This window comes from Kineobactrum sediminis (assembly GCF_002868715.1).
GTDB lineage: Bacteria > Pseudomonadota > Gammaproteobacteria > Pseudomonadales > Halieaceae > Kineobactrum > Kineobactrum sediminis.
Window position 1 is genome coordinate 17,471 of sequence record NZ_PKLZ01000017.1, and the last position, 23,401, is coordinate 40,871.

Annotated in this window: 26 protein-coding genes; 11 read left to right on the top strand and 15 right to left on the bottom strand. The window is 58.7% G+C overall.

From position 1 onward, the window contains the following. Nucleotides 1–53 precede the first annotated feature (53 nt). The 4 genes from CWI75_RS17400 to trpE all read left to right on the top strand — a co-directional run bounded on the left by CWI75_RS17400 (nucleotide 54) and on the right by trpE (nucleotide 4,042). Entirely contained in the window at nucleotides 54–1,091 is a 1,038-nt protein-coding gene (locus CWI75_RS17400; protein ID WP_162300124.1) for an aminoglycoside phosphotransferase family protein, read from the top strand. Then, a complete protein-coding gene (murU, locus tag CWI75_RS17405) occupies nucleotides 1,088–1,804 on the top strand; it encodes an N-acetylmuramate alpha-1-phosphate uridylyltransferase MurU (protein ID WP_101522807.1) in 717 nt (238 codons plus the stop codon). The genes CWI75_RS17400 and murU overlap by 4 nt, the downstream gene beginning before the upstream one ends. Nucleotides 1,805–1,874: 70 nt before the next feature. Next, on the top strand, nucleotides 1,875–2,555 hold the full coding sequence (gene rpe / locus CWI75_RS17410) for a ribulose-phosphate 3-epimerase (RefSeq protein WP_101522808.1): 681 nt from the start codon (nucleotides 1,875–1,877) through the stop codon (nucleotides 2,553–2,555). Then, nucleotides 2,552–4,042, top strand: coding sequence for an anthranilate synthase component I (gene trpE / locus CWI75_RS17415; protein WP_101522809.1), 1,491 nt, complete (start codon nucleotides 2,552–2,554; stop codon nucleotides 4,040–4,042). The genes rpe and trpE overlap by 4 nt, the downstream gene beginning before the upstream one ends. Before the next feature lie 50 nt (nucleotides 4,043–4,092). Here trpE and CWI75_RS17420 read toward each other — a convergent pair whose 3' ends face one another. After that, nucleotides 4,093–4,752: a dienelactone hydrolase family protein gene (locus tag CWI75_RS17420; RefSeq protein WP_101522810.1), complete on the bottom strand. Its 660-nt coding sequence runs from the start codon at nucleotides 4,750–4,752 to the stop codon at nucleotides 4,093–4,095. A 291-nt stretch (nucleotides 4,753–5,043) separates the two neighbouring features. On the opposite strand from CWI75_RS17420, the gene CWI75_RS17425 reads away from it, so the two are divergent. Then, nucleotides 5,044–5,709, top strand: a complete 666-nt coding sequence (locus tag CWI75_RS17425) for a rhomboid family intramembrane serine protease (RefSeq protein WP_101522811.1) — start codon at nucleotides 5,044–5,046, stop codon at nucleotides 5,707–5,709. A 73-nt stretch (nucleotides 5,710–5,782) separates the two neighbouring features. On the opposite strand, the gene CWI75_RS17430 is transcribed toward CWI75_RS17425, so the two are convergent. Together CWI75_RS17430 and CWI75_RS17435 are read right to left on the bottom strand one after the other, a co-directional pair. Continuing rightward, entirely contained in the window at nucleotides 5,783–5,965 is a 183-nt protein-coding gene (locus CWI75_RS17430; RefSeq protein ID WP_241521286.1) for a DUF3096 domain-containing protein, read from the bottom strand. Between the two features lie 199 nt (nucleotides 5,966–6,164). Then, a complete protein-coding gene (locus CWI75_RS17435) occupies nucleotides 6,165–7,184 on the bottom strand; it encodes a CNNM domain-containing protein (protein WP_101522813.1) in 1,020 nt (339 codons plus the stop codon). Nucleotides 7,185–7,444: 260 nt separating this feature from the next. Here CWI75_RS17435 and CWI75_RS17440 point away from each other — a divergent pair, with 260 nt between their 5' ends. Genes CWI75_RS17440 through trpC form a run of 3 tightly spaced genes read left to right on the top strand, consistent with a single transcriptional unit; the run spans nucleotide 7,445 to nucleotide 9,872 of the window. Continuing rightward, on the top strand, nucleotides 7,445–8,029 hold the full coding sequence (locus tag CWI75_RS17440) for an anthranilate synthase component II (RefSeq protein WP_101522847.1): 585 nt from the start codon (nucleotides 7,445–7,447) through the stop codon (nucleotides 8,027–8,029). Further along, nucleotides 8,026–9,072 (top strand): anthranilate phosphoribosyltransferase, encoded by a 1,047-nt coding sequence (gene trpD, locus CWI75_RS17445; protein WP_101522814.1) that lies wholly within the window; start codon nucleotides 8,026–8,028, stop codon nucleotides 9,070–9,072. The genes CWI75_RS17440 and trpD overlap by 4 nt, the downstream gene beginning before the upstream one ends. Then, nucleotides 9,072–9,872, top strand: a complete 801-nt coding sequence (gene trpC / locus CWI75_RS17450) for an indole-3-glycerol phosphate synthase TrpC (RefSeq protein ID WP_101522815.1) — start codon at nucleotides 9,072–9,074, stop codon at nucleotides 9,870–9,872. The genes trpD and trpC overlap by 1 nt, the downstream gene beginning before the upstream one ends. A gap of 26 nt (nucleotides 9,873–9,898) precedes the next feature. On the opposite strand, the gene crp is transcribed toward trpC, so the two are convergent. Then, nucleotides 9,899–10,543 carry a cAMP-activated global transcriptional regulator CRP gene (gene crp / locus CWI75_RS17455; protein ID WP_101522816.1) on the bottom strand — a complete coding sequence of 215 codons (645 nt, stop codon included), beginning with the start codon at nucleotides 10,541–10,543 and terminating at the stop codon, nucleotides 9,899–9,901. 122 nt (nucleotides 10,544–10,665) lie between these two features. On the opposite strand from crp, the gene CWI75_RS17460 reads away from it, so the two are divergent. Beyond that, nucleotides 10,666–11,091, top strand: a complete 426-nt coding sequence (locus CWI75_RS17460) for an OsmC family protein (RefSeq protein ID WP_101522817.1) — start codon at nucleotides 10,666–10,668, stop codon at nucleotides 11,089–11,091. A gap of 65 nt (nucleotides 11,092–11,156) precedes the next feature. Here CWI75_RS17460 and coq7 read toward each other — a convergent pair whose 3' ends face one another. The 10 genes from coq7 to CWI75_RS17510 all read right to left on the bottom strand — a co-directional run bounded on the left by coq7 (nucleotide 11,157) and on the right by CWI75_RS17510 (nucleotide 21,305). Next, on the bottom strand, nucleotides 11,157–11,801 hold the full coding sequence (gene coq7 / locus CWI75_RS17465) for a 2-polyprenyl-3-methyl-6-methoxy-1,4-benzoquinone monooxygenase (protein WP_101522818.1): 645 nt from the start codon (nucleotides 11,799–11,801) through the stop codon (nucleotides 11,157–11,159). A gap of 28 nt (nucleotides 11,802–11,829) precedes the next feature. Continuing rightward, on the bottom strand, nucleotides 11,830–13,113 hold the full coding sequence (gene purD / locus CWI75_RS17470; protein WP_101522819.1) for a phosphoribosylamine--glycine ligase: 1,284 nt from the start codon (nucleotides 13,111–13,113) through the stop codon (nucleotides 11,830–11,832). A 26-nt stretch (nucleotides 13,114–13,139) separates the two neighbouring features. Further along, entirely contained in the window at nucleotides 13,140–14,714 is a 1,575-nt protein-coding gene (gene purH / locus CWI75_RS17475) for a bifunctional phosphoribosylaminoimidazolecarboxamide formyltransferase/IMP cyclohydrolase (protein WP_101522820.1), read from the bottom strand. Nucleotides 14,715–14,731: 17 nt separating this feature from the next. Beyond that, nucleotides 14,732–15,016 (bottom strand): DNA-binding transcriptional regulator Fis, encoded by a 285-nt coding sequence (gene fis, locus CWI75_RS17480; RefSeq protein WP_241521291.1) that lies wholly within the window; start codon nucleotides 15,014–15,016, stop codon nucleotides 14,732–14,734. A gap of 29 nt (nucleotides 15,017–15,045) precedes the next feature. Continuing rightward, nucleotides 15,046–16,032, bottom strand: a complete 987-nt coding sequence (gene dusB, locus CWI75_RS17485) for a tRNA dihydrouridine synthase DusB (RefSeq protein WP_206604784.1) — start codon at nucleotides 16,030–16,032, stop codon at nucleotides 15,046–15,048. Nucleotides 16,033–16,132: 100 nt separating this feature from the next. Next, on the bottom strand, nucleotides 16,133–17,026 hold the full coding sequence (gene prmA, locus CWI75_RS17490; protein WP_101522822.1) for a 50S ribosomal protein L11 methyltransferase: 894 nt from the start codon (nucleotides 17,024–17,026) through the stop codon (nucleotides 16,133–16,135). Then, on the bottom strand, nucleotides 17,023–18,387 hold the full coding sequence (accC, locus tag CWI75_RS17495) for an acetyl-CoA carboxylase biotin carboxylase subunit (RefSeq protein ID WP_101522823.1): 1,365 nt from the start codon (nucleotides 18,385–18,387) through the stop codon (nucleotides 17,023–17,025). The genes prmA and accC overlap by 4 nt, the downstream gene beginning before the upstream one ends. A gap of 41 nt (nucleotides 18,388–18,428) precedes the next feature. Then, nucleotides 18,429–18,881 (bottom strand): acetyl-CoA carboxylase biotin carboxyl carrier protein, encoded by a 453-nt coding sequence (gene accB / locus CWI75_RS17500; protein ID WP_101522824.1) that lies wholly within the window; start codon nucleotides 18,879–18,881, stop codon nucleotides 18,429–18,431. 23 nt (nucleotides 18,882–18,904) lie between these two features. Further along, nucleotides 18,905–19,348, bottom strand: coding sequence for a type II 3-dehydroquinate dehydratase (gene aroQ / locus CWI75_RS17505; protein WP_101522825.1), 444 nt, complete (start codon nucleotides 19,346–19,348; stop codon nucleotides 18,905–18,907). 214 nt (nucleotides 19,349–19,562) lie between these two features. Next, nucleotides 19,563–21,305 carry a protein-disulfide reductase DsbD family protein gene (locus CWI75_RS17510; protein ID WP_101522826.1) on the bottom strand — a complete coding sequence of 581 codons (1,743 nt, stop codon included), beginning with the start codon at nucleotides 21,303–21,305 and terminating at the stop codon, nucleotides 19,563–19,565. A gap of 189 nt (nucleotides 21,306–21,494) precedes the next feature. On the opposite strand from CWI75_RS17510, the gene CWI75_RS17515 reads away from it, so the two are divergent. Together CWI75_RS17515 and CWI75_RS17520 are read left to right on the top strand one after the other, a co-directional pair. Next, nucleotides 21,495–21,956 (top strand): copper chaperone PCu(A)C, encoded by a 462-nt coding sequence (locus CWI75_RS17515; RefSeq protein ID WP_101522827.1) that lies wholly within the window; start codon nucleotides 21,495–21,497, stop codon nucleotides 21,954–21,956. A 45-nt stretch (nucleotides 21,957–22,001) separates the two neighbouring features. After that, nucleotides 22,002–23,039, top strand: a complete 1,038-nt coding sequence (locus tag CWI75_RS17520) for a DUF2333 family protein (protein WP_101522828.1) — start codon at nucleotides 22,002–22,004, stop codon at nucleotides 23,037–23,039. Between the two features lie 6 nt (nucleotides 23,040–23,045). Here the strand turns inward: CWI75_RS17520 and CWI75_RS17525 are convergent, their stop codons facing one another. Then, a complete protein-coding gene (locus tag CWI75_RS17525) occupies nucleotides 23,046–23,390 on the bottom strand; it encodes a pentapeptide repeat-containing protein (RefSeq protein ID WP_101522829.1) in 345 nt (114 codons plus the stop codon). Nucleotides 23,391–23,401 lie beyond the last annotated feature (11 nt).

The window sequence follows — 23,401 nt, forward strand, 5'->3', positions numbered from 1 at the left end:
TGATAAAGCATCACCCCGGCCTTGTCCGGGACTTTTTAATACAGGAGGTGCTCTTGCAACCCCGCCAGCCATCCCCGCAACTTCTGCCCTGGGCTCTTGCCGCCCTGGGGCTGTCGGCCACAACAAACGCGACCCTGGTGCCGGTAGCGGGAGATGCCAGTAACCGCCGTTATTTTCGCCTGCAGGGTCCCGCATCTGTGGTAATTGTAGTTGAGGCGCCACCGACTACGGAAAAAAATCACGAATTCCTGAAGGTGAGGGAGTTGTTGGCCGGTGCCAGGGTGCGGGTTCCAGCATTGCTGGCGGCAGACCTCGACCGGGGTTATATGCTCCTGGAAGATCTGGGAGACTCGCTGCTGCTGCCTTTACTGACGCCGGCATTGGCAGATGATTACTATGGACAAGCCCTGGCTGTGCTGCGTCAATTGGCACTGGTTGATATCACCCATACGAACCTGCCGGTCTATGACAATGCTCTCCTGGCGGAAGAGTTCAGCCGTTTCCCGGAGTGGTTTCTGGAGCGCCTGCTGGGGCTTGTAATCAGTAACGAAGAACGCAAGCTGCTGGATGAAGTGGCCGGCCTGTTGATTGGCAGTGCGCTGGCGCAGCCACAGGTACTGGTGCACCGGGATTTCCATAGTCGCAATCTGATGTGCGTTGATGAGCAGACGCTGGCGGTTATCGACTTTCAGGACGCCGTGCTTGGTCCCGTGACCTACGATGCCGTATCACTGTTACGTGACTGTTATATTGGCTGGCCCCGCGCGCGCGTTGAAGCGTGGGCGCTGGCCCACCGGGACGCACTGCAGGTGAGCGGTGTGATACCTGCGGTAGATGATGTTACCTTCCTGTGCTGGTTTGACCTGATGGGGCTGCAACGGCACCTGAAGGTACTGGGCACCTTTGCCCGTCTGTACCTGCGTGATGGCAAGGCCGGCTATCTCGCGGACCTCCCCCTGACAATAAGCCATATCACTGGGGTGTTGGAGGCTCGTGCGCAGGATGGCGTGGCGCTGGACGGGTTTCGTCGCTGGTTCGACCGGCGCGTGCTGCCTGTTGTGGCACAACAGGCCTGGAGTAAAGCGCCATGAAGGTGATGATTCTTGCAGCAGGCCGCGGTGAACGAATGCAGCCGCTCACCGGGCATACCCCGAAACCGCTGCTCCAGGCTGGCGGGCGCCCCCTGATTGAATACCACATTCTCGCGTTGGCGGCCCTTGGCCTGCGAGACCTGGTGGTGAATGTGTCCCATCTTGCCGAGCAGCTGATGACATGGTGCGGCGATGGCAGTCGGTGGGGAGTCCGGATCAGCTATTCGCACGAGCCGGAGCCACTGGAAACCGCCGGTGGTATCCAGCGTGCACTGCCCTTGCTGGGTAATTCACCTTTTCTGGTGATCAATGGCGATATCTGGCTGGATTACGCCTCGTCGGTGCATCCGCTGGCGGGGCTGATGTCACAGCGCCTGTTGACAGCGGGCAGGGCGCATCTGTTGCTGGTAGATAACCCGCCGCAGCACGCCCTGGGGGATTTTTGCCTGACTGGCGGGGGCGCAGTTGCGGCGCGCTCGGTCGAGGCTCACGGTCTTACCTATGCCGGCGCGGGGGTTTACACGCCGCAGTTCTTCGCCACTATGGCGCCCGGTAAGCTGCCCCTGCGGCCCCTGCTGGATGCCGCCATCGTCGAGGGGCGGCTCAGCGGTGAATATTTCAATGGCAATTGGATGGATATAGGCACCCCCGAGCGTCTGCGCGAGCTCGATGCCCGCCTGCGCGCCACTTCCGCGGCAAAGGACACTATCTGACTGGAAGCGTGAACCGTGGGCAGTTAACCGCTAGAATGAACGCATACTCTATCAGCGGAGCGACTTCCTCATGCGTGACTACCTCATTGCACCCTCTATTCTTTCCGCCGACTTCGCGCGCCTCGGCGAGGAAGTGGATGCCGTACTGGCGGCCGGCGCAGACATCGTGCACTTCGATGTCATGGACAATCATTATGTGCCCAACCTCACAATGGGTCCGATGATCTGCAAGGCCCTGCGCAAATATGGGGTCACGGCGCCGATTGATGTTCACCTGATGATAACCCCGGTAGACCGGATGATCGGGGATTTTGCCGAAGCCGGCGCCAGCTATATTACCTTTCACCCGGACGCCTCTACCCACGTCGACCGCTCCCTGCAGATGATTCGCGACGCCGGCTGCAAGAGTGGCCTGGTGTTCAATCCGCACACGGGACTTGAGGCCCTGAGATATGTGCTTGATAAAGTTGACATGATATTGCTTATGTCGGTGAACCCGGGCTTTGGTGGCCAGTCCTTTATTCCCGCCACGCTCGACAAGGTGCGCGAGGCCCGTGCCCTCATTGATGACTCGGGCTACGATATCCGCCTGGAAGTTGACGGTGGCGTCGGCACCGATAATATTGCGGAAATCGCCGCCGCAGGGGCTGATACCTTTGTCGCCGGGTCAGCGATTTTCAATGCTCCGGATTATGGTGAGGTTATCAGCGCCATGCGCGACGCGATTTCGGGAGTAAATGCGAACTCATGACCCCGCACGATTTTGCGAACCTGGCAGCACAGGGCTATAACCGTATTCCGATCAGTGCCGAGGTGCTGGCCGACCTGGAAACCCCGGTCAGCACCTACCGCAAGCTCGCGGAAGGCCCATACTCCTATTTTTTCGAATCGGTTCAGGGCGGTGAAAAGTGGGGCCGTTACTCCATCATCGGCCTGCCCTGCCGCACCCTGCTGAAGGTGTTCGGCTATCGCGTTGAAATCTGGGAGGATGGTGTCCTGCTGGAAACCGAGACGGTGGCTGACCCACTGGCTTTCGTGGAATCCTTCCAGCAACGTTACCAGACTGCCCCCGTACCGGGCCTGCCTGTATTTCATGGTGGCCTGGTCGGCTATTTCGGCTACGACACCGTGCGCTATGTCGAGCCACGCCTGCGTGACAGCATGCCACCGGATGAACTGGGTACGCCGGACATCCTGTTAATGCTGTCAGAGGAAGTACTGGTTTTTGATAACCTGTCGGGCACCATTCGCCTGGTAGTGAATATTGACCCGGCCGCAGATGATGCCCTGGCGCGGGCGCAGCAGCGCCTGCAATCCCTGATGCAGAGCCTGCCCGAACCGATGCCGCCACTGCCTGATGTGGTGCTGCGGGCGGCCGACAGCGCCGTGCTCGAGGACTCGGCTCGCTCTCACTTCACCCAGCCCGACTATGAACAGGCGGTAAACCGGGTGAAGGAGTATGTGCTGGCGGGAGACGTGATGCAGGTAGTGCCCTCCCAGCGGATGGAGGTTCCCTTTACGGCGCCGCCCCTGAACCTTTACCGCGCCTTGCGTAACCTGAATCCATCACCCTACATGTTTTACCTGGATCTCGGTGATTTTCACATTGTCGGTTCTTCGCCGGAGATTCTGGCCCGCCTGCAGGCGGGTGAGGTCACGGTTCGACCCATCGCCGGAACGCGCCGCCGCGGCCACACGCCGGAGGAGGACGAGGCGATGGAGGCCGACTTGCTGGCGGACCCCAAGGAACTTGCCGAGCACCTGATGCTGATTGACCTGGGGCGGAATGACGTGGGGCGTATCGCGACAATCGGCAGCGTCAACCTGACGGACAAAATGGTCGTGGAGCGCTACTCCCACGTGATGCATATTGTCTCCAATGTCACCGGCCAGCTGTTGCCGAACAAGAGCGCCATTGATGTGCTGCGGGCTACACTGCCGGCGGGTACTGTGAGTGGGGCGCCCAAGATTCGTGCCATGGAAATCATCGACGAGCTGGAGCCCGTCAAACGCGGTGTCTATGGTGGTGCCGTGGGCTACCTCTCCTGGGGGGGTGACATGGATACCGCGATAGCGATTCGCACCGCGGTAATCAAGAACGGCACACTCTATACCCAGGCGGGCGGTGGCGTGGTGGCCGATTCAGTGCCCCGGCTCGAATGGAAGGAAACCCACAACAAGGCGCGTGCCCTGTTTCGCGCTGCCTCCATGGTGCTGGCAGGGCTCAAAGAGTCCTGAGGCTCTTTTCGTAACCAGCCACGTTCCGGCAATCGCAATACACCAGTGACTCATTGCAGATACTGGTTAAACCAGTCCGCTGCCAGTTGCTCGACCTGCTCCAGGGTGCCCGGTTCCTCGAACAGGTGGGTGGCACCTTTGACGATGCCAATGCGATGGTAACAAGTGAGCCTCTCAGCGGCCTCGCGGTTCATCTCGATCACCTGGGTGTCCCTGCCGCCGACGATCAGCAGCGTGGGAGCTTTTACCTTCCCCAGGCTGTCACCGGCCAGATCCGGGCGCCCGCCCCGGGACACTACCGCAGCGACGCGCTCGGGATTAGCCGCGGCCGCGATCAACGCCGCTGCGGCCCCGGTACTGGATCCAAACAGGCCCACGCTGAGCTGCCGGGTATCCTCGCGTTCTTCCAGCCATTGCACGGCCCCACCCAGGCGGCGGCTGAGCAGGGGAATATCGAAGCGTAGCTCCCGGGTCTGCTGGTCAACCTGGTGTTCGTCAGCGGTGAGCAGGTCGAATAGCAGTGTGCCCAGGCCTGACTCGTTGAGATATTCTGCTACCGCCCGGTTGCGGGAACTGAAGCGACTGCTGCCGCTGCCATGGGCAAATACCACAATGCCGGTGGCCTCCGCGGGAAGGGCCAGAAATCCCTCCAGTGTCGCGTCGGGAAGCGTCAGCGTTACTTCAGTCGTACTGGTCTCTGCAGATGCCATAAAAGTCTCTCCGGGCATTTCATGCCGGTTTGAGTTTTTCGCACCTTCCTGTCGGCGGTCTCCCCTGTATTGATCCACCATCAGTTGAATAGGTGATGGCTCTTGAAGCAGGTGTTAAAGACAGGGCAGGGTGCAACCTAATCTGCAGTTTAGACAAAGAGCGGGAGATTGCGACTGCCGGCAAAGGCAGTTCGCCGGCCGGTTAATTTGTCTATGCTGTAATGATGTGGGCATGCGGTCGCCGCCGGGCCTGACAGGCCTGTCATTGCAGTAAAAACAGAGGGAGGTTTTATGCAACAGGAAAACGCCGAAGAAGCACTCGAAAGGGGGTCGGCCCCGGTGATCAATTCACTGTTGGTTCTCAACGGGCTTGCGTTTCTCTTCATGCTGGCGGCTCCCCAGCCGGTCCTGCAGCATTTCGCGCTATGGCCGATGGTGCAGGATTTCGCCGGTCAACTGCCCCAGGGATTTCCCGCGGGCGAGTTCCGTCCGTGGCAGCTGGTGACGTATGCATTCTTGCACGGCGGCCTGTTCCACCTGTTTGTAAACATGTTTGTGTTATGGATGTTCGGCGGCGCGATCGAGCGTACCTGGGGCTCTTCGCGGTTTATTGCATTTTACCTGTTTTGCGTGATCGGGGCCGGGGTGGTCCAGGTATTATTGTCATCCAGTGGATTTGAGGATCCCAGGCCGTCGTTGGGTGCGTCCGGTGGCGTCTTCGCGATCCTGTTGGCGTTTGGGATGAAATTCCCCAACCAGATTGTCGTGTTGCTATTCCCCCCGATCCCGATGAAGGCAAAGTATTTCGTGATCTTTTTGGGTATTCTGGAGCTGCTGGCCGGTGTGTTTGGTACCCAGGCAGGCGTTGCCAACTTTGCCCATCTTGCCGGCATTGTTTTCGGGCTGTTATTTATCCTGTTATTTGACCGCGGGGAGAGACCGCGGGCCGGGCCCTAGCAGCCCGGGCGCTTACCATTCAAGGGAGCCAGTGCCACGGTTGTCGCGCCGGCACTCGGTTGGCTCGGCGGGCTCAGAAGCCGAGGTTGTTCGCGCCAAACAGTCCGATCAAGCCAAAAACGATCAGGTAGCCGGCCACAATATAGTTAAGCAGTTTGGGTGCCACCAGAATCAAAACGCCGGCAATAAGGGCTATTAGTGGTGCAAGGCTGAGGGTAATGTCCATATTAATTCCTGGTTGTTGTTCCTGAATCATAGGGGGCGCCGGCAGTCGGCACAAGCTGGATGGTCGGCTTGGTCTGCAAGTGGTTATGCTTCCACGCCCTTGTGGTTTCCCGACATTATAGTATGTCATTCCCTAAAGCCATCCCTGCCTGACAATAGATTGAGTGGATGGGGTAGAAAGGGGATGGCCCCCATGGCTTGCGGGTTATCCGCCCGGGATGCAGGGACTGTCAGCTGTCGAGATTTTTAAGCCGATGCTTCCAGCGCAGCTTGGCATGCCTGCGCATGCTTGGAATGTCATCGGTTTCATCCATGATGGCTTTACCAATAATCGTTTCAATAACATCTTCCATGGTAACTACGCCCTGCCAGGTTCCGTATTCGTCATAGACGAGAAACATGTGTTGTCTCTCTTTCATCAGCTGGCTCATCACAGCTTCCACATTGATCTTGTCCGGGACGACGGTGACAGGTTTCATTATGGAAGATACGGGTTGATCCGGGTCTGCATTGATCAGGTCGTAGCGAAAAAGAATGCCGAGCGGTGCCTCGCTGGAGTCGATCACGGGATAGCGCGAAAACTGGCTTTTATTAACTTGCTCGGTAAACTCGGAAATCGTGGTTTCCGGGTGGACAAATCCACAGACAATCCTGGGCGTCATGATGTCGCGAACGGGAATCTCGTGAAGGTCCAGAATGTTCGCAATGACCCGCTGTTCATCTTCATCGAGGCTGTCGATTTCACGACCGAGAATTGAGAGTGCCTTTATTTCCTGCCTGATATCATGTGCCGGCGGTTGTCCGCCAAAAAGCTTCATGATCTGGTCGGACATCCATATGAACGGTTTCAATACTATGATCATTGTCCCAAGGCATGCGGGCAGGATTGGCGCCAGGCCATGCCAGTACCTTGCGCCGATTGTCTTGGGTATGATTTCCGAGAAAACCAATATCAGGATCGTCATAATCGCAGAAGTAATTCCCAGGTAACCGTCGCCGAAGACGAGGGTTACCTGCGCCCCGACACCGGTTGCGCCCACAGTATGAGCTACCGTGTTGAGGGTGAGGATTGCAGCCAGTGGTTGGTCAATCTTGTTTTTCAGGGCCGCGAGCCGATCATGCAGCTTGAGGTTGGATAGCTTCAGCTGCGCAATATAACTCGGGGTTAATGACAGCAGCGCGGCCTCCAGGATAGAGCAAACGAAAGATACGGCAATAGCGAGTACCGCGAAAAAGATCAGTAAAGTCATTGAGTCGAGATTGCCTGCTCGTCGGGGAGTGCCCTATCATAATGAAAGCCCGGGTATTCATCCACAGGTTAAACGGATGGCGAGTGTTTGCGCGGGCCGATGCCGGGACTTTCTGCAGAACATGACTTCACCAGGTATGTTAAAGTACGGGGTTTTGCGGGCGTCCAGCAGCCCGTCACAGGCTCCCGAAGTTGATAATGGGGATGCGCTGGTTTTTTCAATCCTTTGAAAGAAAAGAGAGTTTTGTGTCCAAAATTCTGATGATCGACAATTACGATTCCTTCACCTACAACATCGTGCAATACCTTGGCGAGTTGGGTGCCGACGTGCAGGTGGTGCGTAATGATGAAATCGAGGCCGCTGAGGTAGCCACACTGGCACCCGAGCGCATTGTGATCTCCCCCGGTCCCTGTACGCCGAATGAGGCCGGTATCTCCATGGCGGTGATCGCTGACTACGCAGGTAAAGTACCCATTCTCGGTATCTGTCTGGGTCACCAGAGTATCGGCCAGGTGTATGGTGGCACGGTTGTCCGGGCACGCCAGGTGATGCATGGCAAGACCTCCTTGATTCACCATCGCGGTGAAGGCGTATTTCGCGGGCTCAGCCAACCTTTTGAGGCAACCCGTTATCACAGCCTGGTAGTTGAGCGGGAAAGCCTGCCTCAGTGCCTGGAAATAACCGCCTGGACTGAAACTGAAAGCGGCGACATGGATGAAATCATGGGGCTGCGTCATCGTGAACTGATGGTGGAGGGTGTGCAATTTCATCCGGAATCCATTCTCACCGCCCACGGTCATGATTTGCTGCGCAACTTTCTTGAGCAGCGGGCACGGAGTTTATGAAAATGCAGGAAGCGCTGGCGCGATTGGTGACACAACAGGACCTGAGCCGGGAAGAAATGATCGGGGTAATGCGCACCGTCATGTCCGGTGGTGCCACCGATGCCCAGATTGGAGCCCTGCTGATGGCCCTGCGCGTCAAGGGCGAAACCATAGACGAAATTGCCGGTGCGGCGCAGGTTATGCGCGAGCTCGTGATCCCGGTACAGGTAACCGGCGATCACCTGGTTGACCTTGTGGGTACCGGCGGTGATGGCGCCAACCTGTTCAATGTGTCGACCGCAGCCACATTCGTAGTGGCGGCGGCGGGCGCCCGGGTGGCCAAACATGGCAATCGCTCGGTTTCCAGTACCTCGGGTAGCTCGGATGTTCTCGAGGAGCTCGGCGTACCGCTGGACCTGAGCCCGGAGCAGGTGGCGAGGGTTATTGAAAATGTCGGCATGGGCTTCATGTTTGCGCCGGCACACCACTCTGCGATGCGGCATTCGGTTGGCCCACGGCGTGAGCTGGGCATGCGCACCCTGTTCAATGTGCTGGGCCCGTTGACTAATCCCGCGGGCGTCAAGCGGCAGGTGATCGGGGTTTTTGATCCGGCATTATGCCGGCCATTGGCAGAGGTGCTGCAGTTGTTGGGTAGCGAGCATGTATTGGTGGTACACGGCGAGGGCGGTCTTGACGAGATTACCATCAGCGGCAGCACAGCGGTGGCGGAACTGCATCGGGGCACAATTTCCACCTATACCATCGCCCCGGAAGACTTCGGTCTGGAGCGGCAGAGCCTGGAGGGCCTGGCTGTGACCAGCGCGGAGGAATCGGCGGGCTTGATCCGCCGGGCCCTCGGCCGCAATGCCGATAGCGTGGCCCGCAAAGCGGCCAACCTTATTGCCCTGAACGCCGGCGCCACCATTTATGTGAGTGGCCTGGCGGCTACGATCGCCGACGGCGTGGCGTTGGCGGACGACCTTATCGCCTCCGGCCAGGCTCTGGAAAAGCTGAAAGAATTTGTTAACTTTACCCAACTGATGCGCACCGGGAGCTACACCTGATGGCCAGCAATGCACCGACTATCCTGCGCCGTATCCTGGCGCGCAAGCTGGAGGAAGTCACTGCGGGTAAAGCGCAGCAGTCACTGGCTGACCTGGAATCCCGGATCAGTGAACAGAGTGCGCCCCGTGGCTTTGGCGCCGCGATGCAAGCCACTGTGGCGGCAAGGCAGCCAGCAGTTATTGCCGAGGTGAAGCGCGCCTCCCCCAGCCAGGGCGTTATCCGCGAAAATTTCGAGCCGGCCCAGATAGCGCAGAGCTATCAACGCGGCGGTGCCAGCTGTCTGTCAGTATTGACCGATGTAGACTTTTTCCAGGGTGCGGATGCATTTCTGCAACAGGCCCGTGGCGCCTGCACACTGCCTGTGCTGCGCAAGGATTTCACCATCGATGCCTGGCAGGTAGTGGAGGCGCGCGCGATCGGTGCAGATGCCGTGTTGTTGATTGTCGCGGCGCTTGAGTCCTCACAATTACAGGAGTTGGCGCATACCGCCGCTGAATACGGTCTGGATGTGCTGGTTGAAGTGCACGACCGCGCCGAGCTTGATCGTGCACTGGAGCTTGAGACTCCGCTTATTGGCGTTAACAATCGCGATCTACACTCTTTCGAGACGTCCCTCCAAACCACCCTGGGATTATTGCCCTACATGCCGGCAGACCGGTTGGTGATTACCGAAAGCGGAATCCATATTCCGGCCGATGTGGCGATGATGCGCGATGCCGGTGTCCATAGCTTCCTGGTGGGCGAGACCTTCATGCGCGCACCCGAACCTGGCGACCGCTTGCGGGAACTGTTTTTCTGATGAGGGAGCCGGGGCGGGCGATTCGTTCAACGCGTTCCGAAGATCACCATCGTTTTGCCCGCGACGGCTATCAAGCCGTCCTCCTCCAGGTTTTTTAATACCCGCCCGGCCATTTCCCGTGAGCAGCCGACGATTTTACCCAGTTCCTGACGAGTAATTTTTATCTGCATGCCGTCCGGGTGGGTCATTGCATCGGGCTGTTTGCACAGGTCAATCAACGTATGTGCAATGCGGCCTGAAACGTCGACGAATGCCAGGTCCTTCAGCTTGCTCGTGGTTTTGCGCAGCCGAACACCCATTTGCCTGGAAATGGCAAACAGAATGTCCGGAAACTGGCTCCTGATCTGATGGAAACGGGCGTAGGAAATCTCTGCAACCTGGCACGGTTCGCGAGCGATGACCATGGCGCTACGCACTTCGTCAGCAGCACCGAACAGGCCCATTTCCCCGAAGAAATCGCCGGGGTTCAGGTAGCTGACGACCAGCATGTGATCGGCGTCACTTTCGTCCTGCACCATGACCGATACCGAGCCTTCGAGGATCAGGTGCAGAGAGTCGCTGTCGGCGCCCTCCTGCAGAATGGTTTGTTTGGAGCCGTAACTGCGGCGGGTGCAGTGGCGTAAAAAGCTTTCCACGGTAGGTATGGTATTGGTGATATGGGGCTTAAGCACTCAGTGGTCTCCCTTGTGCCCACGGGCATTATTGTTGGCCCATATTACTCCACGGGCAGCATAAGTAAAACGTCCTGTGTTGTGCTAAGCTCCCGGCCTTTTGTGGTCGCGGGTACAAGGCTATGCAGGCAACGGTAAAGTGGGTTGATGGCGTCATGTTTCTGGGTGAATCCGGTAGTGGCCATAGTGTGGTGATGGACGGGCCGCCCGAGCAGGGTGGGCGCAATATTGGCCCGAGGCCGATGGAAATGTTGTTGTTGGGCGTTGGCGGTTGTTCCTCTTTCGATGTCATGGGTATGCTGCAGAAATCCCGTCAACAGGTAGTGGATTGTCGCGTCGAGCTCACAGCCGAGCGTGCCGAGGCAGTGCCTGCGGTGTTTGCCGCCATACACATGCATTTTGTGGTGACCGGTGTTGAGCTGAAGGAAAAACAGGTGGCGCGTGCTGTGGAGTTATCCGCAGAGAAATACTGTTCGGCTTCAATCATGCTGGATGCCGCGGGCGTCGCCATGAGCCACAGCTTCGAACTGGTCGAATTTAACCCCTGAGTATGGGCTAACCGCTTGCCCCGGGCCGGCACTCCAGGCTTTGGCCGCGGGCACGGGAGTCGGTTTCAAATATAGTAGCTGCTGCGGGTCATCAGTTGTGACAGCAGGCTCATGGCCTCTTTTACGGGTGCCGGAAAATCGGCGCCGCCCGCTGCCAGGGCGTTTTCGCCATGGCGCTCTTCGTCTTCCAGCATTTGCTGCAGGATAAGCTGTGATTTGCGATCATCAAGGGGCAGGTCACGCAGGTGTTCGCGCAAATGTCGGCACACTCTTTCTTCCGTCGCGGCGACGAAGCCAAGGCTCCATTTGTCGCCAATCGCGCCTGCGGTGGCACCGAGTAGAAACGAGATGCCATACCAGGCAGGGTTAAGATGGCTGGGCCTGCTGTTCAGCTCCCGCAGTCGTTCCGCACACCAGGCGAGGTGATCTTCCTCTTCCCTCGCTGCTTCGCGCATCTCCTCCCGGACCTGTGGCAACTTCGCGGTAAGCGCCTGGCCCTGGTAAAGGGCCTGGGCGCAGACTTCCCCGGTATGGTTCACCCGCATCAGCCCGGCCACATGATCGCGCTGGGCCGTGTCCAGATTGCCTTCGCGATGGCCGTTGGCCGGTGACTTTCGGGTAGAGGGCTGGCGGTTATTGCCGAGGGTGCGCAGTACGGTATCCGCCTCGCCAAGCAGGCGGTCGAACAGGGTAAGCTGTCTGTTGCTCATGGCAGTAGTGCTCACGGGAAGTGTAGGCTTAACTATAGCGCGCCATGGCTCGCCAACCAATGTCCCGACGTAAAGTCATGCCTTCCCAGCTGATCAGTTCTGTGGCGCGGTAGCACGTGTCCCGGGCGCTGGTGATATCGTCACCAAGGGCGGTAACGCACAGGACCCGGCCACCGTTGGTCACGATGTCATCTCCGGCCACCGCGGTGCCCCCGTGAAATACCTTGACGTTATCAGGCTGTGGCGAGGCGAGGCCCCGAATGGGTGTGCCCCTGGCGAAGTCGCCGGGATAGCCCCCCGCGGCCAATACAACGCCGATTGCGCAGCGGGAATCCCACTCGGCACTGACAGTATTGAGGGTGCCATCGAGTGCGTGACTGCACAGTGTCACCAGATCGGACCGCAGGCGCATCAGTACGGGCTGGGTTTCGGGATCGCCAAAGCGGCAATTGTATTCGATGACTTTGGCTTCACCGCTGGCGTTGATCATCAACCCGGCATAGAGAAAGCCGGTATAGGGGTTGCCCTCGGCAGCCATGCCGCGCACCGTGGGCAGGATGACCTCATCCATCACCCGCTGGTAGACCGTTTCGGTTACCACTGGCGCCGGGGAATAGGCGCCCATGCCGCCGGTATTGGGCCCGGTGTCACCTTCTCCGATACGCTTGTGGTCCTGGCTGGTGGCCATGGGCAGTACATGTTCACCGTCAACCATGACGATAAAGCTGGCCTCTTCACCTTCCAGAAACTCTTCGATCACCACCCGGCAACCGGCCTCACCGAAGGCGTTGCCCGAGAGCATATCGACAATCGCGGCCTCGGCCTCTGCCAGGGTCTCCGCCACGATCACGCCTTTGCCCGCGGCCAGGCCATCGGCCTTGATCACGATCGGCGCCCCCTGTGCGCGCACGTAGGCCAGTGCCGGTTCGAGGTCGGTAAAGTTGGCGTAGGCGGCGGTCGGTATGTGGTGCCGTGCAAGGAAGTCCTTGGTGAAGGCTTTGGAGCCCTCCAGTTGAGCTGCGCCCTTGCCCGGGCCAAAGCAACGCAATCCGCGCGCGCTGAAGTAGTCGACAATACCGTTTACCAATGGCGCCTCCGGGCCGACAATCGTCAATGCCACACTCTCCCGTTCGGCGAAATCCGCCAGACCGGCAAAATCCATAATGTCGAGAGCCAGGTTTTGAACCCCCGGCTCGGTGGCCGTACCGGCATTGCCCGGCGCCACGTAAACCTGCTCAACGGTGTTTTCGCCGGCTGCTTTCCACGCCAGGGCATGCTCGCGCCCACCGCTGCCGATAATCAGAACTTTCATCGCTTTCAATGCCCTTGGGGAAGTAATCAGTGACGGAAGTGGCGCATGCCGGTAAAGACCATCGCCATACCGTGTTCGTCGGCGGCGGCAATAACCTCTTCATCACGGATGGAGCCGCCCGGCTGGATGACCGCAGCAATGCCGGCGGCCCCGGCGCTGTCGATACCGTCCCGGAACGGGAAGAATGCATCTGACGCCATCACCGAGCCGCGAACGGCCAGACCCGCATGTTCGGCCTTGATGGCGGCAATACGGGCGGAATTGATACGGCTCATCTGGCCGGCGCCCACCCCGACTGTCTGGCCGTTGGCGGCGTAGACAATGGCATTGGATTTAACGAACTTGGCCACCTTCCAGGCAAACATCAGGTCATGCATCTGCTGTTCACTCGGCGGGATTTTACTGACAATCCTGAGGTCATCGCGATTGATCATGCCCAGATCCCGGTCCTGTACCAGCAAGCCGCCGTTGACGCGCTTGTAGTCCAGCGCCGGGATACTCTGCGCCCACTGGCCACAGGTGAGCAGGCGTACGTTCTTCTTCCCTGCCACCGCCGCCTGGGCCTCCGCACTCACAGCGGGGGCAATAATGACTTCAACAAACTGCTGCTCGACGATCGCCCGCGCGGTAGCGGCATCCAGCTCCCGGTTAAAGGCGATAATGCCACCGAAGGCAGATTCACTATCGGTGGCAAACGCTAGCTGGTAGGCCTCGAGCAGGGTGCCGGCCACCGCCACCCCGCAGGGATTGGCGTGCTTGACGATCACGCACGCAGGCTCGGCAAAGCTTTTCACGCATTCCAGTGCCGCATCGGTATCGGCGACATTATTGTAGGAGAGTTCCTTCCCCTGCAGCTGTTGCGCCGTGGCGATCCCTCTTTCGGCGGGCGCCGCTTCCCTGTAAAAGGCGGCCTGCTGGTGGGGGTTTTCACCGTAGCGCATGTCCTGGACCTTGTGGAACTGGGTATTGAAAGTGCGTGGAAAAGCCTCTGATCCGCCCCCTACCAGCTTGCCGAAGTGATTGGCGATAGCGCCATCATACGCGGCGGTGTGCTCGTAGGCCCTGATGGCGAGATCAAAGCGGGTGGCCAGGCTGGTGGCGCCATCATTGGCCTGCATTTCCCTGATAACGGCCTCATAGTCACCGCTGTTGACCACGATGTTGACGAAACGGTGATTCTTTGCCGCAGCGCGCACCATGGTTGGTCCGCCGATATCAATGTTTTCCACTGCGTCCTCAAGGCTGCAGCCCGGCTGGGCTACAGTGGCCTCGAAAGGGTAGAGATTGACTACGACCATGTCGATGGGATCGATTCCGTGCTCTGCCATGACGGCGTCGTCCTGTCCGCGACGGGCGAGAATGCCGCCGTGCACTTTAGGATGCAGGGTCTTTACCCGGCCATCCATCATCTCCGGGAAGCCGGTGTAGTCGGCCACCTCGGTGACTTCCAGGCCCTGCTCCTGCAGCAGGCGATAGGTGCCACCTGTTGAGAGCAGCGCCACACCAAGTGCGCGCAAGGCGGTGGCAAATTCCACGATGCCGGTTTTATCGGACACGCTGATCAATGCGCGTTTAACGGGGATGAACTGGGAATTGCTCATGGTATGGGGGTTGCCTGTCAGCTTTTGTCGGAGAGTAAGTTGTACTGCTTGAGCTTTTTGCGCAGGGTGCCGCGGTTGAGGCCCAGCATATGCGAGGCCCGGGTTTGGTTGTTGCGAGTGTAGGCCATCACCTCACGCATCAACGGCGCCTCGATTTCAGTCAGCACCAGTTGATAAAAGTCGGTGGTCAATTGGCCGTCGAGCTCCGTCAGATAGGTGCGAACCGCTCGGGTCACCGCGTCGTGCAGGTGACTACCTTCAGCGGGGACCGTGTTGGTAATCGTATCAAGGGCGCCAGCCATTGCCTCGGCGGCCGTCTCTTTCGCCTGGGTCATGCTGCTAATTCCTCTGCGCCATAGCGCCCGAAAAGTTGCTCTATCATTCTCAATTGTGAGGCACTGCAGTCAAGTTTGTTGAAGGCCGAACGGCAGTCTGAAAGTGACGGATGATATTGCAGGTACCAGCCGACATGCTTGCGTGCAATGCGCAGTCCGATAAAGTCCCCGTAGAAGTCGTGCAGCGCGGCAACATGCCTGCTTAACAGTGCCAGTTGGTTCTCTATGGTGGGAGGCAGTGGGGTGACGCCCGTGGCCAGGCGGGCTGCGATCTGCCCGCACAACCAGGGCCTTCCCTGTGCTGCACGCCCCACCATGATGCCGGCGGCGCCTGTGTAAGCGAGTACCGACTGGGCTTTTTCTGCGCTGTCGATATCACCATTGGCGAACACGGGGAAATCGGTGGCGTTAACGATTGCGGCAATGGTGTCGTATTCCACCTCGCCCCGGAAGGCGCAGGCGCGGGTACGGCCGTGTACGGCAAGAGCGGCGATACCGGCGTCCTCTGCAATGCGTGCGATTGTGACGCCGTTGCGTGCGCCCGGCGTGGAGCCGGTTCGGATCTTCAGGGTAACCGGCACTGACACGGCGTCAACAACGGCTTCGAGGATCGCGCGAACCAGTGGTTCATCTGCCAGCAACGCCGACCCGGCCGCCTTGCGGCACACTTTTTTGGCAGGACAGCCCATATTGATATCGATAATCTGTGCACCCATGGCGACATTGTAGCGGGCCGCGGCGGCCATCTGTGCGGGATCGTTACCTGCGATCTGCACCGACCGGGGACGGGTTTCTTCATCATGGCGTATGCGCAGTCGGGTTTTTTCGGTGTCCCGGAGACTGGGGTTGCTGTTGACCATTTCCGATACCGCGATTCCGGCACCCAGTTGCGCGCAAAGCCTGCGAAACGGCAAGTCGGTGACACCCGCCATGGGCGCGAGTGCCACGGGGTTGGAGAGTGTGTAGGGTCCTATTTGCAGCATCAAGAGCTCCGGGCGCCCGCTCAAAAAGGTTGGCCATGATACTCGACCCGCAGGGCTGGTTAAAGCGGCCCTGGCTAAAAAATCACCACAATCGAAGCGATTAAGCTTCCGGCAGGCGACCCCGGAGACAGACCCAGCCCTCGCGCTCACCGGCCACGGTCAGCACAATTCGGCTGCTGTAGTGTTTGCACAACGCCGCCGCCTGCGTGTTCAACAGACCGGACAACAACAGAGTGCCGCCGGGCCGGAGCAGGCCAAGCAGGGTGGGGGAAAGGTCCAGCAGGGGGCCGGCCAGGATGTTGGCTACCACTACGTCAGCCTGCCCTCGCCAGGTCTCTATCAGCTCTTCGTTGGGGGCCGCAATGGCCAGTGCATCTTCGGGAATGTGGTTGCGCGTGCAGTTTTCCCGGCTCGCTGCCAGTGCCTGGGGATCGTTATCCACGCCCAGGGCTACGGTGGCGCCGAGCTTGAGGGCGGCAGCGGCGAGAATGCCCGAACCGCAACCATAATCGACTACTTTGCAGCCGCTAAGCTCAAGGCTGTCCAGCTCGGTCAGGCACAGTGCTGTAGTCGGGTGGGTACCGGTGCCGAATGCCAGGCCCGGGTCCAGGAGCAGGTTGGTCGCGCCGGGATCGGGCGGCTCCAGCCAGCTTGGGCATACCCACAGGCGGCGGCCAAAGCGCATGGGCTGATAGTGTTTGATCCACTCTCGCTCCCAGTCCTTGTCCTCGAGTATCTCGATACGCTGGTTACAGTCTTCTCGCAGGGTCTCGGGAAAATGGCCCAGAACCGCCTGCATATCGGTATCCGCGGGATACAGTCCGGTAAGCCGGGTCTGGCGCCATAACGGTGTTTCACCCACGCCGGGTTCAAGCACGGGCTGGTCGGCGTTGTCCTCCATTGTCACTGCTACGGCGCCGGCCTCAAGCATGTGCTGTTCCAGCATGGCGGCCTGTTCCGGATCAGTATCCAGGCGTAACTGGAGCCAGCTCATCGGCTCATCTGGCTCCAGTCTTCCAGTTTACTTTCAAGGTAGTGAATACTTACACCGCCGGCCTGGAATGAGCCGTCCCGCACCAGGTCCCGGTGCAGGGCCGTATTGGTGCGTATGCCTTCGATCACCAGTTCATCGAGGGCCTGGCGCATCCTGGCCAGGGCGCCCTCCCGGGTTTCACCGTAGCTGATGATTTTGGCGACCAGGGAATCGTAAAATGGCGGCACGGTATAGCCGTCATACAGGTGTGAGTCCACTCGTATACCGGGGCCACCGGGGGCATGGAATGTTGTGACCTTGCCTGGTGAAGGCATGAAAGTCTGGTGATCCTCTGCGTTGATGCGGCACTCAAAGGCATGACCGCGGAACTTTACCTGTTCCTGGGTAAAGGACAGCGGCAGGCCACTGGCGATGCGTAGTTGCTCGCGAACAATATCGATGCCGGTGATCATTTCAGTCACCGGGTGTTCCACCTGTACCCGCGTATTCATTTCGATAAAGTAAAAACCACCGTCTTCGTACAGAAATTCAAAGGTGCCGGCACCGCGGTAGCCGATGTCGATACAGGCATTAACGCATGCCTCCGCCACCTGTGCCCTGAGATGCTCGTCGACACCCGGCGCCGGAGCCTCTTCCAGTACTTTCTGATGTCTGCGCTGCAAAGAGCAGTCGCGGTCGCCGAGGTGAATCGCATTGCCCTGGCCATCGGCAATTATCTGTACTTCGACATGGCGGGGTTTCTGCAGGAATTTCTCCAGATACACCACGCCTGAACCGAACGCTGCGGCCGCTTCCGTTTGGGTAAGTTGTACTGAGTTCAGCAATGCGGCCTCATTGTGAACAACCCGCATGCCGCGACCGCCACCACCTGCCGCGGCCTTGACGATAACCGGGTAGCCAATGCGCCGTGCCACGGCAAGTGTCAGCTCATCATTGTCGGTCAGTGGACCGTCAGAGCCCGGCACTGTGGGGACTCCGGCTTTTTTCATGGCGTCGATGGCGGATACTTTGTCGCCCATCAGCCGTATCGTATCCGCTTTGGGGCCGATAAAAATAAAGCCGCTTTTTTCAACCTGCTCGGCGAAATCGGCGTTTTCTGCCAAAAACCCATAACCGGGATGGATGGCTGTGGCATTGGTAACCTCGGCGGCACTGATAATGGCGGGGACGTTGAGATAGCTTGCGGTGGAGGAGGCGGGGCCGATGCACACCGCCTCGTCCGCCAGGCGTACGTGCATCAATTCGCGATCAGCCATGGAGTGGACCGCTACGGTACTGATATCCATTTCCTTGCAGGCCCGCAGTATGCGCAGGGCGATCTCACCGCGGTTGGCGATGAGTACCTTTTCCAGCTTGGCCATGTTGTATTCCTCTGCTTGCGACGCTGGGCGCCAGGGGGCTTTCAGACGATTGAGAAGAGAGGCTGGTCAAATTCTACCGGCTCACCGTTTTCGACCAGGATGGCCTCTATGGTGCCGGCCTTATCGGCCTCGATCTGGTTCATCATCTTCATGGCTTCAATAATGCAGAGAACATCTCCAACTTTTACCGACTGGCCCACTTCTACGAAATGGCTGGAGGTTGGCGAGGGCGATCGGTAAAAGGTACCGACCATCGGCGAGGTGATCACCTTGCCGGGATCTGTGGGGACCGGCGCTGCCGGCTCTGCGACGGGCGCGGCCGGCACTGGCGCCGGGGCAGCAGCTGCGGCCGGCGGGTGTGCATAGGCGGCCATGATCGGCTGCGCGCTGTTACGACTGATGCGCACCGACTCCTCGCCCTCTTTTATTTCTATCTCATCGATATTGGACTCTTCCAGTAATTCGATCAGCTTTTTGACTTTGCGAATGTCCATAACGGGTTCTCTCAGGGTTGCAATTATGACTGTTCAAGATTGTGCAGGGCTGCCTGCAGGCCCAGCTCATAGCCGTGGGCTCCGAGGCCGCAGATAACACCGCGTGCCAGGTCGGAAAACCAGGACTTTTGCCGGAAGGGTTCACGGGCATGAATATTGGACAGGTGGATTTCAATGAAAGGAATAGCCACCGCTGCCAGGGCATCTCGTAACGCGATACTGGTGTGGGTAAATCCGGCAGGATTGATCAGGATAAAGTTGACTCCCTCAAGACGGGCATCGTGGACCCGATCAATCAGCTCATACTCGGCATTGCTCTGCATGGTCAGCAGGTGGTGGCCGCGCCCGGTGGCGATAGCGGTCAAGTTGCTGTTGATATCTGCCAGAGTCGTATTGCCATAAACCGCGGGCTCGCGCTCCCCGAGTAAATTGAGATTGGGGCCGTGCAAAACCAGAATGGTAGCCATATTCCCCCCGGAGGCCGTGGTCAGAAACTAGTGTCGTGGATTCTCGCGTAAAAGCGAGATTGTGTCCATTATTATCATTATTGTCGGGAAATAGCGGCAGTTACCCGCTTTTTACCCGAATTTATTCATTTTCAGGATAATGTCGCCATCTGCAGGCATTTCGCAGCCCGATTTTTTTATAATGGCGAACTTATAGACTAACGTCTGCGAAATTTCATTGTCTGCTGGCAATGACATCAGTTTTTGGTGCGGTGGCCCGTAAGGCTTCAAGCACAATCTTTCGCGTTAATAATTGCGGCAGGATAACGGGTTGGGCCGAGGCTTCCGCCGGATAGAGTACGTAGAGTGGAATGCCGGTACGGCCGTGTTCGCGCAAGAAATCGGCGATAGCGGCATCGTAGTTGGTCCAGTCGGCGATCATGTAAGTGACCTGGTGCTCGGCAAAAGCGGTGCTGATTTCATCGGTATGCAGCACGGCACGTTCGTTGGCAATGCAGGTGATACACCAATCTGCGGTAACATCCACAAACACCGGACGACCGCTCGCGCGCAAGGTATCAATGGCCTCCATTGACCAGGGCACCTGGCCTTGTGCCAGCATGCGGTTGCCACCGTCATCAACCGGTGCCCGCCATAGTCCCAGCGTAACCGCCAGTGCCAGGCAGCCCAGCGCCAGAGCGCGGCGCCAGAGAGAGGCGTTCCATAACCACAGGCCCAGCGCCAGCAACAAACCACCGGCCAGTGCCGCGGCCATGGTATCTACCCCAGTCTGGCGCCCGGCCACCCAGAACAGCCAGAGAGCACTGCCATAGAGCGGAAACGCCAGCAGCTGCTTCATGGTTTCCATCCAGGGTCCTGGTCGCGGCATCCAGTTGCGTGCCTGGGTGCTGTAACTCAGGAGCACCAGCGGTGCGGCCATGCCCGCGCCGAGGGCAAAGAATACCGCCAGGGCGATAGCCGGCGGCTGGGTTATTGCAAAACCCAGCGCGGTGCCCATCAGAGGGGCAGTGCAGGGACTGGCGACTACAACCGCGAGTACGCCGGTGAAGAAGCTGCCAGTGCCACCCTGGCGAGCAGCCAGGCCACTGCCAATATCCGTAATGCCGCTGCCCAGTTGCAGCATGCCGGAGAGCGAAAGCCCCATTACCAGGAACAGATAGGCCAGGGCGATCACAAAACCCGGGGACTGGAGCTGGAAGCCCCAGCCAATCGCCTGCCCAGCCTGTTGCAACATAATCAGCGCCGTTGCAACGACCAGGAAACTGGTGACCACACCGGCAGCATAGAGCCAGCCGTGGCGCAGACGTTCACTATTGTTGCTGCGGGCGAAGCCCAGTACCTTGAGGGACAAAATGGGAAAGACGCAGGGCATCAGGTTCAGAATACTTCCGCCCAGAAAGGCCAGCAGCATCATGTAGGGGAGACTGCCAAGATCCAGTGGGGGAGTGATGCGGCTAGTGACTGTGGTTTCGCTACCCGGTCCAGCTACAGGGGTCACGCTGCCGCTGGCAAAATCAATGTCAAAGTATTCGGTCTGCGGCGGGTAACAGAGGCCCGCATCGGCGCAACCTTGTGATTTTACGGCGAGTCTTGCGGACTCGGCGGACGCTTCCGGTTGCAGGCGAACATCAGCCTCCTGATAGTAGACCCGCACCTCGCCAAAAAACTCATCAGTACGCTCCAGCGCTGTGGGCAATTGCGTTGTCAGCGGGATGGCGGCGCCTTCACTGTGCAACTGGAAATCGAAGCTGTGCTGGTAAAGGTAATAGCCGTCGGCGATGCGCCAGTAAACGCGAACATCTCCATTCTGCTGGGGCTCGATTTCGATGCGGTAGGCTTCTTCGACCGGCAGAAAGGCCGGTGCGCCGAATTCGGCTGCGGCACTGCCGTTGATGGGCAGTTGGGCCAGGCTGAGGCTACTGATGAGCCAAAGCAGGCTGGCGAGCAAAAAGCGCATGGACTTTTCCTATTCAATGGCGGTCTTATGGTTAAGCCGGACCGTTCTGGTGTGGCTGCAATTGTAGCAGCGCCGGCGCTCTATCCCAATGAGGACGAGTGACAGTGGCATAGCTGATGCTATGATGGTCAGACGCCTGGCGGGATCGATAGGTTCCTGCCACCAGAAACAAAAAAGTGAGGAGAGAACGTGAAACCTGTGCTTCATCTCGTATGTTGTGTCATTGGCCTGCTCCTGGCGACCACAGTACACGCGTCTGGAGAGACGACCGTGGAGTTGGAAAACGCCTGGGTGCGGATCCTGCCCCCTACCCAGAAAAATACGGCAGCCTACCTTACGGTACGCAATACCGGCGAGACAGCCGTGCGCATGACGGGCGCCAGTGCAGACCTTGCGGAGCGTGTGGAATTGCATGACAGTGTTCAGGTGGAAGGCATGCAAAGGATGCAGCAACAGGCCTTTGTCGATGTGCCGGCAGGCGGGCAGGTACAATTTGCTCCCGGCGGCCTGCACCTGATGTTGCTGGGGCTTGCGCGGATGCCGGCTGCCGGTGAGACAATACAGCTGTGCCTGCAGTTGGAATCACAAACGCTCTGTACTGAAGCGGAGGCTCGCAAGTCCGCGGGCCAGGCGACCCATCACCATCATTAAGCCTGTTATCCACGAACGGCACAGGCAGCTATTGGGAGTGAAACAATGACCGGACTCAAAGCCCGGCTGGTCCAGTGGGGAGATAAGTACCTTCCCGGACAGGGCAAGCTGAAAATTCTCGCGGCCTTACTTGGCGTCTACCTGGTTGTTATTCTGGTGTTGGCATTTTACTGGAGCCGGACGCCTGCCGTTTTTGACGTCACCGAGCGAGCGTCGGCGTACGCCACTGTCGATAGCGACCAGTTGCCGGTGGGTGTGACTACTACCGGAGCTTTGATCGGCGTTGTCGAAACCCTGCTGGAAAAGCCGGGAGGATTTCTTTACAACGACCTATTGCCACCGGGCGTCTGGCTCGACAACGTGCCCAGCTGGGAATACGGTGTGCTGATCCAGTCCCGGGACCTTGCCCGGGGGTTACGGGAGGTGCTCAGTCGGTCCCAGTCCCAGTCCACGGAAGATCCCGACCTGTCGATGGCCGAGCCGCGGTTGAACTTTGATGCCGACAGCTGGGTCCTGCCAGCGTCAGAGAGCCAGTATCGCGAAGCGCTCGACTACCTGCATAGTTACCTGCGCCGGCTTGAAGACACTGATGACAGCGACGCCCAGTTCTATGCCCGGGCGGACAACCTGCGGTACTGGCTGGATACCGTCGATTCCCGTCTCGGCAGCTTGTCCCAACGGCTCAGTGCCAGCGTTGGCCAGCGTCGCTTGAATACCGACCTTGCCGGTGATGCAAGTGCTCGCCAGTCCACGATTGCGCCGAGGGAAGTGGAAGTTCGCACCCCCTGGACACAAATAGATAATGTATTTTTCGAAGCCAGGGGCACGGCCTGGGCCCTGATTCATTTCCTCAGGGCAGCAGAGGTCGATTTTGCCGATGTGCTGGAGAAGAAAAACGCCCAGGTCAGTTTGCAGCAGATTATCCGTGAACTGGAGGGGACCCAGCAGACGATTTGGAGTCCGATGATCCTCAACGGCAGCGGTATGGGTCTGCTGGCGAATCACTCGTTGGTAATGGCTTCTTATATCAGTCGCGCCAACGCCGCGATTATCGACCTGCGCGAGTTACTGTCCCGGGGTTGAGAACGTTTATTTCCGGTCGTAGCGCAGCCGTGTGCCGGTATTCAGCGAGAGGCGGATTTCCGTGGCGCTGATTGACTCCGGGAAATAGGTGCCGGACAGCTTGGCGTCAAGCAGGCTGGCACCTTCAAGATTGGTTTCCCGGAAATCGATGCCACTGAGGTCGGTGTTGCGAAAGTAGGAATTGCTGAAGTCCAGCCCCCTGGCATTCATGTTGCGCAGGTCTCGCCCCCGATAATCACCACTCTTCAGTTCGCTGGTATCCAGGATATCCCGCTGCTCGTTAAAGCCCTTGATATCCTCATTGCGCAGCAGTTGATAGAGGGGGTCTTGTTTGATGACAGGCTTGCTCATGATGACCTTCC

What these genes read in the sequence shown, in the direction of transcription:
- murU (WP_101522807.1), top strand. Translation starts at nt 1,088, where the DNA reads ATGAAGGTGATGATTCTTGCAGCAGGCCGCGGTGAACGAATGCAGCCG.
- rpe (WP_101522808.1), top strand. Translation starts at nt 1,875, where the DNA reads ATGCGTGACTACCTCATTGCACCCTCTATTCTTTCCGCCGACTTCGCG.
- trpE (WP_101522809.1), top strand. Translation starts at nt 2,552, where the DNA reads ATGACCCCGCACGATTTTGCGAACCTGGCAGCACAGGGCTATAACCGT.
- CWI75_RS17420 (WP_101522810.1), bottom strand. Translation starts at nt 4,752, where the DNA reads ATGGCATCTGCAGAGACCAGTACGACTGAAGTAACGCTGACGCTTCCC.
- CWI75_RS17425 (WP_101522811.1), top strand. Translation starts at nt 5,044, where the DNA reads ATGCAACAGGAAAACGCCGAAGAAGCACTCGAAAGGGGGTCGGCCCCG.
- CWI75_RS17430 (WP_241521286.1), bottom strand. Translation starts at nt 5,965, where the DNA reads ATGATTCAGGAACAACAACCAGGAATTAATATGGACATTACCCTCAGC.
- CWI75_RS17435 (WP_101522813.1), bottom strand. Translation starts at nt 7,184, where the DNA reads ATGACTTTACTGATCTTTTTCGCGGTACTCGCTATTGCCGTATCTTTC.
- CWI75_RS17440 (WP_101522847.1), top strand. Translation starts at nt 7,445, where the DNA reads ATGATCGACAATTACGATTCCTTCACCTACAACATCGTGCAATACCTT.
- trpD (WP_101522814.1), top strand. Translation starts at nt 8,026, where the DNA reads ATGAAAATGCAGGAAGCGCTGGCGCGATTGGTGACACAACAGGACCTG.
- trpC (WP_101522815.1), top strand. Translation starts at nt 9,072, where the DNA reads ATGGCCAGCAATGCACCGACTATCCTGCGCCGTATCCTGGCGCGCAAG.
- CWI75_RS17460 (WP_101522817.1), top strand. Translation starts at nt 10,666, where the DNA reads ATGCAGGCAACGGTAAAGTGGGTTGATGGCGTCATGTTTCTGGGTGAA.
- coq7 (WP_101522818.1), bottom strand. Translation starts at nt 11,801, where the DNA reads ATGAGCAACAGACAGCTTACCCTGTTCGACCGCCTGCTTGGCGAGGCG.
- purD (WP_101522819.1), bottom strand. Translation starts at nt 13,113, where the DNA reads ATGAAAGTTCTGATTATCGGCAGCGGTGGGCGCGAGCATGCCCTGGCG.
- purH (WP_101522820.1), bottom strand. Translation starts at nt 14,714, where the DNA reads ATGAGCAATTCCCAGTTCATCCCCGTTAAACGCGCATTGATCAGCGTG.
- fis (WP_241521291.1), bottom strand. Translation starts at nt 15,016, where the DNA reads ATGGCTGGCGCCCTTGATACGATTACCAACACGGTCCCCGCTGAAGGT.
- dusB (WP_206604784.1), bottom strand. Translation starts at nt 16,032, where the DNA reads ATGCTGCAAATAGGACCCTACACACTCTCCAACCCCGTGGCACTCGCG.
- prmA (WP_101522822.1), bottom strand. Translation starts at nt 17,026, where the DNA reads ATGAGCTGGCTCCAGTTACGCCTGGATACTGATCCGGAACAGGCCGCC.
- accC (WP_101522823.1), bottom strand. Translation starts at nt 18,387, where the DNA reads ATGGCCAAGCTGGAAAAGGTACTCATCGCCAACCGCGGTGAGATCGCC.
- accB (WP_101522824.1), bottom strand. Translation starts at nt 18,881, where the DNA reads ATGGACATTCGCAAAGTCAAAAAGCTGATCGAATTACTGGAAGAGTCC.
- aroQ (WP_101522825.1), bottom strand. Translation starts at nt 19,348, where the DNA reads ATGGCTACCATTCTGGTTTTGCACGGCCCCAATCTCAATTTACTCGGG.
- CWI75_RS17510 (WP_101522826.1), bottom strand. Translation starts at nt 21,305, where the DNA reads ATGCGCTTTTTGCTCGCCAGCCTGCTTTGGCTCATCAGTAGCCTCAGC.
- CWI75_RS17520 (WP_101522828.1), top strand. Translation starts at nt 22,002, where the DNA reads ATGACCGGACTCAAAGCCCGGCTGGTCCAGTGGGGAGATAAGTACCTT.
- CWI75_RS17525 (WP_101522829.1), bottom strand. Translation starts at nt 23,390, where the DNA reads ATGAGCAAGCCTGTCATCAAACAAGACCCCCTCTATCAACTGCTGCGC.